Here is a 12,330-nt window from a genome sequence, read left to right on the forward strand (position 1 = left end):
AGACATGGCTCGTCTGCATCACGAAGGCGACCGGCCGGCCACCTCGCACCTGAGTGCCTGAATCGGACCCGAAAACGCAAGTCCATCAGGCGGCAATTTCGCAAGTTACGCGCATTTCAAGCGGTTTTCCGCCCTTTTACTTACGCTGGCCGGACAGGCCGCGCCTCAGCCGCATCACGTAGCCGATGATTTCGGCAACCGCATGATAGTGCTCGACCGGGATTTCCTTGTCGATGTCGACGGTCGCATAGAGCGCCCGGGCCAACGGCACGTTCTCCACGATCGGAATGTCGTGCCCCTTGGCGATCTCCCTGATCTTGAACGCGAGGACGTCGACGCCCTTGGCGACGCAGATCGGCGCCGACATGCTGCGGTCGTAGGCCAGCGCCACCGAATAGTGGGTCGGGTTGGTGATGATCACCGAGGCCTTCGGAACCTGGGCCATCATGCGCTTCCTGGCGCGCTGGACCCGCAACTGCTTGATCCTGCCCTTGACGTGCGGGTCGCCTTCCGACTGCTTGAACTCCTCCTTCATCTCCTGCAGCGACATCTTGTGACGCTCGTACCAGGTCCGGTACTGGAAGAAGTAGTCGGCAATCGCAACCGCGGCGAGGATCGCGACCACCGCCGCCATCAGGTGCACGGTCATGCCGGTGATGGCGGGCAGCAGCTCGGCCGGGTCGACCCGCAGGAACGATTCCATCCGCATCCGATCGGGCCACAGCACCATGACCATCACGGCGCCGAGCGCGATCAGCTTGAACAGGCCCTTCAGGAAGTTCGCCACCGCCTGCTTGCCGAACAGCCGCTTGAAGCCGGCCGCCGGCGAGATCTTGGAGAATTTCGGCTTCAGTTGCTCGCCCGACCACACCAGCTGATGCTGGATCATGTTGCCGGCGACCGCGGCCAGCGCCAGCATCAGGAACGGCACGCCGATCGCGGCGACCACGGCGTAGCCAAGCGTCTGGGTCAGCTGCAGCAGGCCCGCACCGTCGGTGCGGATCATCCATGAATTGGCGATCAGGTTGCGCAGCGGCATCAAGATGCCGCCGCCGATCGAGCCGGCGAAGGTCGACAGCACCAGCGTGGCGCCGGCGATCATGAACCAGGTGTTGACCTCCTGGCTCTTGACGACGTCGCCTTTCTCGAGGGCTTCGTCGAGGCGTTTTTGCGTCGGGTCTTCTGTTTTGTCTTCGGTATCGTCGGCCATTTCTGCTCCTGATTAGTTCATCGGAGCGAGCTGGCGCATGACGCCGTTGAAGTAGTCGAAATAGGTGCTCATCATCGCCGCGAGCACGGCGGCGAAGATCAGGAAGCCGACCATGATCGAGAGCGGCACGCCGACGAAATAGACCTGCATCTGCGGCATCAGCCGCGCCAGCACGCCGAGCCCGATGTTGAAGACGAGGCCGAACACCAGGAACGGCGCCGACAGCTGCAGGCCGATCTTGAAGGCGGCGGAGAACGCCGAGGTCGCGAGCGCGGCGACGTCGCCGGTCGGCATGATCTCGCCGGGCGAGAAGATCCGGTAGCTCTCGCTCAGCGCCGCGATCACGAGATAGTGGCTGTCGGTGGCGAACAGCAGCGTCAGGCCGAGGATGGTGAGAAAGTTGCCGACGATCTGGCCCTGCTGGCCCTGGGTCGGATCAACGGCGGTGACGAAGCCGAGGCCGAGCTGCTGGGCGATCACCGAGCCCGCGACGTTGAGCGCCGACAGCGTCACCCGCGCGGTGGCGCCGAGCACGATGCCGATGATGAGCTCATGCACCATCAGGACGCCGAGCGCGGAGATCGACGTCAGGTCGACATGGTAGGCGTTGCGATGCAGCGGCAGGATGATCAGCGTCAGCAGCAGCGCGATCGACAGCTTGACCCGCGCCGGGATGTTGCTCTCGCCGAAACCGGGCAGCAGCATCACCATCGCGCCCACGCGCGCGAAGACCAGCACGAAGATTGCGGCCAGCGCCGGCAGCAGGGAGACATCGATGCGCATGACCGCGGCATTAGTGCATCAACCGCCGATGATTCGCGATGAAATCCGCATCATGTGGCTACTAAGCGAGTCCGCCATGAACGGCAGCGCCAGCAGCAATGTGACGAAGATCGCGAGGATCTTCGGCACGAAGACCAGCGTCTGCTCCTGGATCTGGGTCAGCGCCTGGAACAGCGACACCACGACGCCGACCACCAGGCCGACCACCATCAGGGGCGACGACACCACCACGATGGTCCAGATCGCATCGCGCGCCACGTCGAGAGTTTCAGGGCCGGTCATTACTGTTCTCGCTTGCTGGTTGTTCAGTCATTCCGGGGCGCGAAGCGAACCCGGAATCTCGAGATTCCGGGTCTGGTCCTTCGGACCATCCCGGAATGACACCGTCGTCAAATCGGCATCTTCATGATGTCTTCGTAGGCCTGGATCACGCGATCGCGGACCGAGACCAGCGTCGACACCGCAACGTCGGTGTCGGCGACCGCGGTCACCACGTCCATCACATTGGCCTTGCCCGAGGCCATCGCCATGGTCTGCGCGTCGGATTTCTTGCCCGCTTCCAGCACGCTGCCGACGGAGTCCTTCAGCAGCGCGCTGAACGACGGGCCGGCGACGGCCTGCCCGCCCAGCCCGGCCTTCTCGGCGCCGCCGCGCTCCATCATCCTGGCGAGGCTGGCATAGGCATTGGCGGCGACTGTCGGTGTAGCCATGAGTTACGTTCCCTGTTCTTGTTGCGTCAGGACTTGAGGATGTCGAGCGTGCGCTGGATCATCCGCCGCGTCGCGCTGATGATGTTGAGGTTCGCCTCGTAGGAGCGCTGGGCGTCGCGCATGTCGGTCATTTCGACCATCGCATTGACGTTCGGATATTTGACGTTGCCGGAGGCGTCCGCTGCCGGATTGCCCGGCTCGTGCTTGACGCGGAATGACGACTGGTCGGGGCGAATCCGGCCGAGCGTCACGACCTGGGCGTCGAGCGTGCGATCGAGCGCCGAGGAGAAGGTCGGCACCTTGCGGCGATAGGGATCGCCGCCCGCGGTCTGCGCGGTCGAATCGGCATTGGCGATGTTTTCCGAGATCACCCGCATCCGCCCCGCCTGCGCCCGCAGGCCCGAGGTCGCGATGCTCATCGAGCGGGCGAAATCGCTTGTTCCGTCTGCCATGGGATCCTCCCGCCGCCGTTAAATGGCCTAGCCCTTGCCGATCGCGGTCTTCAGCAGATGCAGGCTCTTGCTGTAGAGCGAGGTGGCGGCGGCGAAGTCCATCTGGTTGGCCGACACTTTCAGCATCTGCTCCTCGAGATTGACCGCGTTGCCGGCCGGGCGGGTCTGGAACCCGCTCTTGCCGCGATCATTGTCGAAAGTGTCCGGCGCGCCGGACGCCGCCATATGGGTGGCGCTGGTCTGCATCATCGGCAGCGTCCCCATGCCGGCGCCGACGGTCGCGCCGCCCTTGTCGAACGTCGGCTCGACCAGGTCGCGCGGCCGGAAGTTCGGCGTGTCGGAATTGGAAATGTTCTCGGCCAGCACCCGCTGGCGCTCCTGATGCCACTGCATCTTGGTGCGCAACGCCGACAGGATCGGGAGATCGTTCATGGCCATCGCGGCGACTCCGTTAACCTCTTGGACGCCCATGGGCCTTCCGAGGTAGGCAGAATTTGCCCGGTGTATGGTTAACGGGTGGTTAAAATATCCGATGGAGCCGTGGAGAACGCCGCAACGGCGGCCGGCGAGCGCATTTTCGCCACGAATGCTGCGTTAACCAGCACCAACCAAGACAGCGTGGGGCGCTGAGAAGTCGTTTTGGGACAAGCGATTCTTGGTTTATTAATAGAACAATGGGCTGCAAGCCGCTGGGAATTAAGAAATAAGGCGAATCTCGGGCGCGATTCGCTGGCGCAAACCACATCTATCAATCCGCGCTCGTTGATGGCGGAAGCTGAGGAAGGCCACGATGGCCGGGGACTCCAATATGCAGGTCATTACATTCGTCTTGGCATTCGTTGTCGTGCTGGCGCTGATCGGCGTGACCGCATGGCTCGTTCGCCGCTTCGCCGGAAACCGCCTCGGCGCCAATGCCAACCGTGGGCGAATGCCGCGCCTGGCGGTGATCGACGCCGCCGCCGTCGACGGCCGCCGCCGCCTGGTGCTGGTCCGCCGCGACAATATCGAGCATCTGCTGATGATCGGCGGCCCGACCGACATCGTCGTCGAGCCGAACATCGTGCGGGCCATGCCCGGCCGCGATCAGATGTCGAGCCGCCCCGCAGTTGCGCCCGAGGCTGCGCTGCCGCGCGCAGCACCGCTGCCGGATGCGGCCTGGAACGAGAGCGAAGCCGCCCGCTCCGACGCGTTCGAGCTTCCCGAGCCTGAGCCGGCGCCGCGTCCGGCGCGCCCCTCCTTTGCCGACGAACTGCGCCGGCCCCCGCCGCCGCTGGCCGAGCGTCGCAGCGATCCGCTTGCCGGCTTCACGCCCGAACGCGGCGAGCCGCGGCCCGATCCGATGCCGCCGCGCCTGCCGCCGCGCTCCGAGCCTGCCATCCCGCGTCCGCCGCGCGCCGCCGAGCCGCCGAAGGCACCGCCGCCGCTGCGCGCGCCCGAGCGTGCCGTGACGCCGCCGCCTCCCCCGGCTGCGCCGCCGGTTGCAACCCAGTCACCTGCACCTCCGCCGCCGGCATCGAATGCCGATGCCAATCTCGCCGAGATGGCGCAGCGACTCGAGGCGGCGCTACGCCGCCCGACCGGCGCCGGCGAAACCGTCGCGCCGCCGGTTGCGCCCGAGGCGCCGCCGGCCCGTGCCCCGCGCAGCGAGCCGCCCGCCCCGCCATCAGGCGGACAGAAGAGCGGCTTCGAGAATCTCGAGGACGAGATGGCCTCGCTGCTCGGCCGACCGAAGAATCCTTCGTGAGATCGGGGACAGTCCCGCGTAGAGTTTTTTTCATCGCTGTCCTGATCGCCGCCGGATCCTTCGCTGGTCCGGCGATGGCGCAGGACATCAGCATCAACCTCGGCGGCGGCAATGGCGGCGTGACCGAGCGCGCGATCCAGCTGATCGCGCTGCTCACGGTGCTGTCGATCGCGCCGTCGATCCTGGTCATGATGACGTCGTTCACGCGCATCGTGGTGGTGCTGTCGCTGCTGCGCACCGCGCTCGGCACCGCCACCGCGCCGCCGAACTCGGTGATGATCGCGCTGGCGATGTTCCTCACCGCCTTCGTGATGGGGCCGGTGCTGCAGAAATCCTATGACGACGGCATCAAGCCGCTGGTCGCCAATCAGATCGGCGTCGAGGAGGCGCTGCAGCGCGCTTCGGTGCCGCTGCGCGGCTTCATGCAGAAGAACGTGCGCGAGAAGGACCTGAAGCTGTTCATGGATCTCTCCGGCGAGCCGCCGCCGGCGACGCCCGAGGAGATGTCGCTGCGCATCCTGGTGCCGGCCTTCATGATCTCCGAGCTGAAGCGCGCCTTCGAGATCGGCTTCCTGTTGTTCCTGCCGTTCCTGATCATCGACCTCGTGGTCGCCTCGGTCCTCATGTCGATGGGCATGATGATGCTGCCGCCGGTGGTGGTCTCGTTGCCGTTCAAGCTGATCTTCTTCGTGCTGGTCGACGGCTGGGCGCTGGTCGCCGGCAGCCTGGTGCAGAGTTACGGGGGGTAGCGCCCTGCGAAACATTCATGGCCCGTCGGCTGGATCGGCCGTGCCGTTGCACTATCATGCGCGGCATCGCATCCTGGGAGCCGTGCCGTGCAGCAGCCATTCGACCGCGCCGCAGAAGATCTCGGCAACGCCATCCATCTCGAGCATGTCAACGTGCAGGTGCCCGACCAGCGCCTCGCCACGCTGTTCTATGTCGCCGGCATCGGGCTGACCCGCGATCCCTATCTGATGGTCTCCGACAGCAACATGTGGGTCAATGCCGGCCGCAGCCAGTTTCATCTGCCGAGCGGCAAGCCGCAGGTGCTACGCGGCCACACCGGCATCGTGATCGCCGGACGGCAGGCTTTGCTCCAGCGGCTTGCCGCCGTCGCGCCCAAGCTCGAAGGCACCGCGTTCAGTTATCGCGAGCACAACGATCACGTCGAGGCCATTTGCCCCTGGGGCAATCGTCTGCGCTGCTACGAACCCGACGCGAAGCGGTTCGGCCGCATCGCGCTCGGCATGCCCTATGTCGAATTCGAGGTGCCGCGCGGCACCGCCGAGGCGATCAGCCGGTTCTATCCCGAAGTCATGGGCATTCCCGCGAGCGTCGACGGCGGTATCGCGCGGGCAAAAGTCGGCAAGGACCAGTATCTGCAATTCCGCGAGAGCGACGAAGCACAGGGCGAGTTCGACGGCCATCACGTCCAGATCTACATCGCGGATTTCTCGGGCCCCTACAAGCGGCTGCGCGAGCGCAATCTGGTCTCGCGCGAGGACAACCAATATCAGTATCGCTTCTGCGACATCGTCGATCCCGCCAATGGCCGGCATCTGTTCACGGTCGAGCACGAGGTGCGCAGCGCGACGCATCCGATGTATCTGCGGCCGCTGGTCAACCGCAATCCGGCGCAGACCAACCGCACCTTCGCCAACGGCTACGACCAGGCGCCATGGGCGATGGGGCCTGACCAGTATGATGGGTGAGCCGAGCGCTCCCCACCGCGACATCATCAGCAATCCCAGCCACGAGACCACATGCTTCCCTCCCAGCGCCATCTGTTCGAGATTCCTCGCGAGGTCTGCTACCTGAACTCGGCATCCTACAGCCCGCTGCCGCTGAAGACGCTCGACGCCGGCCGCGCCGCGGTCGGACGCAAGGGCCAGCCCTGGACGATCGATGCCGGTTTCGCCGGCCGCCAGCATGAACGCGCCCGCGCCGCGGCGGCACGCCTGATCAACGCCGATGCGAACGACATCGCACTGATCCCGGCGATCAGCTACGGCATAGCGACCGTGGCGAAGGCGCTGATCGTTCCGCGCGGCACGCGCGTCGTGGTGCTGGAGAACGATCACTCCTCGCCGGTGCTGGAATGGCATGCCCGCGCCGAGGCGCAGGGTTTTGTCGTCGACACCGTGCGCCAGCCCGCCGACGGCGACTGGACGTCGGCGGTGCTGGCAACGATCGAGCGACCAGGCGCCCCGCCGGTCGGCCTTGCCTCGATCTCGTCGGTGCACTGGTCGGACGGCGGCTTGATCGACGTCGACAGGATCCAGGCGGCGCTGCAGCGGCACGGCGCAATGTTCGTCATCGATGCGACCCAGAGCGTCGGCGTCGTGGCGATGGATCTGACACGACTTGATCCGGATGCGGTGATCTTCCCGACCTACAAATGGCTGATCGGCCCCTACGGCCGCGCCTTTCTCTATGTTGCCAAACGTCATCAGAACGGTGTGCCGCTGGAGCAGACCTCCGCCGGCCGCCGTGACGTCAATTCCGAGAACCCGGTCTATTTCGGCGATCTCGGCTATGTCGACAACGCCCGCCGCTACGACATGGGCGAGCGCGATCATTTCATCACCCTCGAAATGGCCTCGATCGGCATGGAGATGATGGCGGAATGGGGTGCCGCGGCCGTCAGCGCGCGGCTCGCGATGCTGAACCAGCGGATCGCCGATGGCGTCCGTGATCTCAACCTCAACATGCTGGCGCCGAGCCTGCGCGCGCCGCATATCCTGAGCCTCGGCATGGCCGGCGGCATTCCGAAGGAGCTGATCGCGCGGCTCGCCGCCGAGAACATCCACGTCGCGCTGCGGCTGGGGCGGATGCGGATCTCGCCGCACGTGTTCAACGACGAGGCCGATGTCGACCGCCTCGTCGCTGTGTTGACGAAGTCGCTGCGCGGTTAGCGCGACTTACGGCCCAGCGCGACGGCGCTGACCAGTTCGAGCGCCAGTGCCGTGGCCACGCCCGCCGCGCCGATCACGAACAGCAGCGCGTAGTCGCCGCCGCTGCGCGCGAACAGCCAGGACAGGCCATAGGCGCCAGCCGCCTGGAACAGCGCGAAGGTGGTGGTGGCCTGCGCCCAGGCCGAACGCTGGCTCGCCGCCGAATGCGGGATCAGCTCGTGGATGCGGCCGATCACCAGCGGCACGATGCCGGGCGTGAAGCCGCCGACGATCAGGCTCGACACGATCAGCGCGACAGGCGCGCTCGTCACGGCAGGGATCGCGACCGCCACGGCCTCGATCAGGAACGCCGCGCGCAGCGCCGCAGCGAAGCCGGCGCGATCGGCAAGATGTCCAGTCAGGAGCGGGCCGACGACCGCGCCGATGCCGTACACCACCCAGTAATACGATCCCGCCGCGATCCCCTGCCCGAGACCGCGGGCGACGAAATCGACCAGGAACACCATGTGCGGCACCAGCGCCAGCGCGTTGAGGCCGTATTCCACGCACAGCGCGATCACCAGCGGCGAGCGCGTGCCATGCGACGCGACGTGCGGCTTGGCTGCACCATGCGCGGCAGGCACGTCCGCCGGCCACGCCTTCCAGCTGATCGCGGTCAGCAGCGCCGACAATACGCCAAGACCATACCAGGCTTGCTTGACGCCCTGCTGCAGCAACAGCGGCACCAACGTGCCTGACGCCGCCACGCCGAGGCCGACGCCGGCGAAGATCACGCCGCCGATCAGGCCACGCTTGCTGGGGGCGGTATGCGGCAGGATCGCGGTCGCCGCCAGCACCATGATCACGCCGCCGCTGATGCCGGCGAGGAAGCGGAGGCCGAAGAACCAGATGAAGGAGATCGGCACCGCGCAGGCGAAGCAGGTGATCGCGGCCAGCCCCATCATGCCGCGCAGCGCCCATACCGAGCCGATCCGCGCGCCGAGGTCGCGGGCGATCAGCGCGCCGGCGAGATAGCCGGCAAGGTTGGCGGCGCCGAGATAGACCGCTTCCGCCGGCGTGAACCACTTTGCAGCGATCAGTGCCGGGATCAGCGGCGTATAGGCAAAACGCGCGAGCCCAAGCCCGACCAGCGAGGCGCACAGCCCCGCGACGGCGAACAGCCACAGCGGCCCGCCTGTATCTCGCTGCGGTCCGGCGTGATGGCGCCTGTCACGATCGACATTGGTTGACATGGACATCGCAGTAGGCCCTCCGGCCATTCGTGAAAAATGATTAGTTGCGATCGCAGCAATCGGTTGCAGCGATCACCGCATCTCTCCCGATCGGGGAGAGATGCTCGTTTCGCTTGGGCCAAGGCCGTCGCGCTCGTCAGTGACCGGCGCTCTGGCCGCCGTCGACATGCAGGATTTCGCCGGTGACGAAGCCCGCGGCTTCCAGAAACAGAACCGCGTCGACGACGTCCTTCATCTCGCCCATGCGGCCGACCGGATGCAGCTTGGCCAGGAAATCGTGAGTCTCCGGTGCGTGCATCGGCGTCTTGATCACGCCGGGCGCCACCGCATTCACGCGGATGCCCCTGGCGGCATATTCGATCGCGAGCGACTTTGTCGCGGCATTCAGGCCGCCCTTGGTCAGCGAGGCCAGCACCGAGGGAACATTGCTGTTGGCATGATCGACCAGGCTGGTCGTGATCTGCACGATGTGCCCGGAGCCCTGCTTCACCATCTCCTTCGCGACGCGGCGGGTGATGTAGAAGAAACCGTTAAGATTGGTGGCCAGGATCGAGGCGTAATCCTGATCGGCATAGTCGGTGAACGGCTTGGCGATAAAGATGCCGGCATTGTTGACCAGCGTGTCGATGCGGCCGAAGCGCCCAAGCGCCTGCTTGACGATACGGTCGGCCACTTCGGGATCGCCGATGTCGCCTGCCACCGCCAGAACGTCCGGGTCCGACGACGGCTTGATGCTGCGGGAGTTGGCGACGACGCGATAGTTGCGGTCGCGGTAGCCCTTCACGATCGCCTCCCCGAGGCCCTGCGACGCGCCGGTGACGATTGCGATCTTTTGCTCTGCACCCATGGTCTCTCTCCATCTGCTGCTGAAGCGACCCAGCGCCGCCTCGATGGAGAGCAAACTAGATACAACTGATTTTCGTGCGAATGCCCGCTATTCGGCAGACACTCTTCCGCGGCGCGAACGACTGGCCCGGCTGGCCTCGCGGGACAGCCGCTCGAAATAGCGCTTCAGCCGCGGCGTGCGAAATCGACGAAGGCACGCACCTTCGGCACGTCGAAGCGACCCTGCGGCGCCAAGAGATGCACCGGCAGCGGCGGAGGCTCGTCACCAGCAAGCAGGATCTGCAGCCGCCCGTCACGGATTTCCTCGGCGAGGTGGTACGAGAACAGCCGCGTGATGCCATGCCCTTCGCTGGCCGAAGCGACCGCGGCCCGCACCGTGTTGACAACCAGCCGCGGCGCGAACTGCACCGCGCGCGCGACCTTCGACTTCGCGGCCGGAGGAAAGCTCCAGGATTCGAGCCCGAAATGCGTCATCGCGATGATCTGGTGTTTCGCGAGATCACCAGGCTCGCCGATCACCGGGTGCTGCGCGAGATAGCCGGGCGAGGCCGCGACCACGCGGCGAACCTCCCCAACCTTGATCGCGATGAAACTGGAATCGGCGAGATGGGCGATGCGCAGCGCAACGTCGATGCCCTCGTCGATCAGGTTGACGGTGCGATCGAGCATTACAAGCCGCACCGCCACGGCGGGATAGTCCGTCATGAACGCATCGAGCACCGGCCGTAGCACGTCCTCGCCGACGACGACCGGCGCCGTGATGGTCAGCGTGCCGCGCGGCGCAGCCCGCTCGCCGCCGGCCGAGATGTCGGCCTCCTCGAGCTCGCTGAGAATACGGCGGCACGCCACGGCATAGCGCTGCCCGGAATCGCTCAGCTTCAGCGACCGCGTGGTGCGATGGAGCAGCTCGGCGCCGACATGATGCTCGAGGAAGGCGATCGCCCGGCTGACCGCCGCCGGCGAGCGCCGCAGCTTCCGTCCCGCACCGGCAAGGCTGCCCTCGTCGACCGCCGCGACGAAGACCCTCATGGCGTCGATGCGGTCCATCGCCCCTCCCCCTGCTTCGCGGCAGCCGCTAACCTTTCACGTCATACTGCTTGCTGAGGTGGTCGCCGATCTGCACCAGCATCGCCACGCATTCGGGATAGCCGGGCCTTGCCACCGTGGCCTCGCTGGCGCTGGCGCGGAATTCCCAGCTGTCGCCGTCGCGCAGCACGGAGATGTCGATGCCATCGGGACAATCGGCGTGGACCTTCAGCTCATCCCGCGCCATCGCGATCAGTTCGGCTTCGGTCTTGATCGGCTTGCTCATGTGACGACGTCCTCCCGGCTGGCGACATCAGCCATGGTTGCCGATTTGGCGGCGGAATGTCGAGAGGACGAGCGCGATCACGGCCTCTTGCAATTGACAAATCACACCGCTCCGGCGAACATTCCACCGGGTCGATACTACCCGCCGCTTGCACCCCGCCCGGGAACGGTGAATGTATCAAGCCAGTTTCAGGCTTCCTTTGCCCGCACGAACGGGTCAGCAACGCAAGCCCCTGACGCTTTTCCGTTCGTCGATGCAAAGGTTGACCCCATGCGCGACTTCCGTGATGCCAAGGCCATGGCGCAGACGCTGCGCGAAGCGCTGGCCGCCAAATCGATCCCCCTCACCCACAGTGACAGCCTGGAGCTGATCGCCAGATTGTTCGGTCAACGCGACTGGAACACGCTGGCAGCGCGGATTCAGGCCGCGCCGCCAAGCATGTCGGCCCAGGCTGCAGACCCCGCTGGAGAATCGCCTCCGATCTCGGCCAGACAGGAGATCGCCGTCGACCCAGCAACATTCGACAACTATTCCGGATTCTACCAGCTCAACGACCGCGCCGTATTCACGGTGACGCCCGATGGACATCATCTGGTGATGCAACTCACCGGACAGCGCTCGGTGCGGTTCTTTGCGGAGAGCGCAACCGAATTCTTCGCCAAGATTGTCGATGCGCAGGTCAGCTTCGTTGTCGGACCGGACGGACGCGCCAGTTCGCTGGTTCTGCATCAGAACGGCAACGATATTGCCATGGCGCGTATCGACGCCGCGACGGCAACGAAGATGGCCGATCAGACGGCGGAGCGCGTCAAGAACCAGTCGGCTAGTCCTGGAACCGAGGCTGCGCTTCATCGCCTGATCGATGGAATCGCATCGGGGAATCCCGATTACACCGAGATGAGCCCGGCGCTGGCGGCGGCCACCCGCAAGCAGATGCAGTGGCTTCAGCCCCTCGCGGACCTCGGCAATATCCAGTCGATCCGCTTTCTCGGTGTCGGCGAGCAAGGCGAAGATGTCTACAGCGTGAAGCACGCCAACGGCGCCGCACACTGGCGTATCGCGCTCGACGCGAAGGGGATCATCTCAACCGCGTGGGTGACGCCCGGACCGTAAGCTGCCACGC

General features: G+C 65.7%; 14 protein-coding genes and 1 pseudogene. 5 read left to right on the forward strand and 10 right to left on the reverse strand.

Features of this window, described 5'->3' with window-relative positions:
* Positions 1–136 precede the first annotated feature (136 nt).
* From flhB to flgB, 6 genes are all read right to left on the reverse strand, one after another.
* On the reverse strand, positions 137–1,210 hold the full coding sequence (flhB, locus tag ACVMB0_RS32190; RefSeq protein WP_461348780.1) for a flagellar biosynthesis protein FlhB: 1,074 nt from the start codon (positions 1,208–1,210) through the stop codon (positions 137–139).
* A 12-nt stretch (positions 1,211–1,222) separates the two neighbouring features.
* Positions 1,223–1,993: a flagellar biosynthetic protein FliR gene (gene fliR / locus ACVMB0_RS32195; protein WP_456753857.1), complete on the reverse strand. Its 771-nt coding sequence runs from the start codon at positions 1,991–1,993 to the stop codon at positions 1,223–1,225.
* 18 nt (positions 1,994–2,011) lie between these two features.
* Complete coding sequence (gene fliQ / locus ACVMB0_RS32200) at positions 2,012–2,275, reverse strand: flagellar biosynthesis protein FliQ (protein WP_456753856.1); 264 nt, start codon at positions 2,273–2,275, stop codon at positions 2,012–2,014.
* Between the two features lie 107 nt (positions 2,276–2,382).
* Positions 2,383–2,703, reverse strand: coding sequence for a flagellar hook-basal body complex protein FliE (fliE, locus tag ACVMB0_RS32205; protein ID WP_050631837.1), 321 nt, complete (start codon positions 2,701–2,703; stop codon positions 2,383–2,385).
* 26 nt (positions 2,704–2,729) lie between these two features.
* Positions 2,730–3,155 (reverse strand): flagellar basal body rod protein FlgC, encoded by a 426-nt coding sequence (gene flgC, locus ACVMB0_RS32210; RefSeq protein WP_456753855.1) that lies wholly within the window; start codon positions 3,153–3,155, stop codon positions 2,730–2,732.
* A gap of 27 nt (positions 3,156–3,182) precedes the next feature.
* Complete coding sequence (flgB, locus tag ACVMB0_RS32215) at positions 3,183–3,593, reverse strand: flagellar basal body rod protein FlgB (RefSeq protein WP_456797871.1); 411 nt, start codon at positions 3,591–3,593, stop codon at positions 3,183–3,185.
* A gap of 370 nt (positions 3,594–3,963) precedes the next feature.
* On the opposite strand from flgB, the gene ACVMB0_RS32220 reads away from it, so the two are divergent.
* The 4 genes from ACVMB0_RS32220 (at position 3,964) to ACVMB0_RS32235 (ending at position 7,817) form a co-directional block, all read left to right on the forward strand.
* Positions 3,964–4,899 (forward strand): flagellar biosynthetic protein FliO, encoded by a 936-nt coding sequence (locus ACVMB0_RS32220; protein WP_461348781.1) that lies wholly within the window; start codon positions 3,964–3,966, stop codon positions 4,897–4,899.
* Positions 4,896–5,648, forward strand: coding sequence for a flagellar type III secretion system pore protein FliP (gene fliP / locus ACVMB0_RS32225; protein ID WP_461348782.1), 753 nt, complete (start codon positions 4,896–4,898; stop codon positions 5,646–5,648). The genes ACVMB0_RS32220 and fliP overlap by 4 nt, the downstream gene beginning before the upstream one ends.
* Before the next feature lie 87 nt (positions 5,649–5,735).
* On the forward strand, positions 5,736–6,614 hold the full coding sequence (locus tag ACVMB0_RS32230; RefSeq protein WP_461348783.1) for a hypothetical protein: 879 nt from the start codon (positions 5,736–5,738) through the stop codon (positions 6,612–6,614).
* Positions 6,615–6,665: 51 nt separating this feature from the next.
* The gene (locus ACVMB0_RS32235) at positions 6,666–7,817 is read left to right on the forward strand and encodes an aminotransferase class V-fold PLP-dependent enzyme (protein WP_461348784.1); all 1,152 of its coding nucleotides are present in this window, start codon (positions 6,666–6,668) and stop codon (positions 7,815–7,817) included.
* On the opposite strand, the gene ACVMB0_RS32240 is transcribed toward ACVMB0_RS32235, so the two are convergent.
* The 4 genes and pseudogenes from ACVMB0_RS32240 to ACVMB0_RS32255 all read right to left on the reverse strand — a co-directional run bounded on the left by ACVMB0_RS32240 (position 7,814) and on the right by ACVMB0_RS32255 (position 11,207).
* Positions 7,814–9,055, reverse strand: a complete 1,242-nt coding sequence (locus tag ACVMB0_RS32240; protein WP_461348785.1) for a YbfB/YjiJ family MFS transporter — start codon at positions 9,053–9,055, stop codon at positions 7,814–7,816. The two genes, ACVMB0_RS32235 and ACVMB0_RS32240, sit on opposite strands and share 4 nt — an antisense overlap.
* Before the next feature lie 130 nt (positions 9,056–9,185).
* Complete coding sequence (locus ACVMB0_RS32245) at positions 9,186–9,896, reverse strand: SDR family NAD(P)-dependent oxidoreductase (protein WP_461348786.1); 711 nt, start codon at positions 9,894–9,896, stop codon at positions 9,186–9,188.
* Positions 9,897–9,983: 87 nt separating this feature from the next.
* A pseudogene (locus ACVMB0_RS32250) lies at positions 9,984–10,942 on the reverse strand (LysR family transcriptional regulator).
* Between the two features lie 28 nt (positions 10,943–10,970).
* On the reverse strand, positions 10,971–11,207 hold the full coding sequence (locus ACVMB0_RS32255; RefSeq protein WP_456753846.1) for a hypothetical protein: 237 nt from the start codon (positions 11,205–11,207) through the stop codon (positions 10,971–10,973).
* A 33-nt stretch (positions 11,208–11,240) separates the two neighbouring features.
* Between ACVMB0_RS32255 and ACVMB0_RS32260 the strand changes: the two genes are divergently transcribed.
* Entirely contained in the window at positions 11,241–12,320 is a 1,080-nt protein-coding gene (locus ACVMB0_RS32260) for a glyoxalase superfamily protein (protein ID WP_461348787.1), read from the forward strand.
* Positions 12,321–12,330: the final 10 nt, after the last annotated feature.

The organism is Bradyrhizobium sp. USDA 4451 (genome assembly GCF_054822585.1).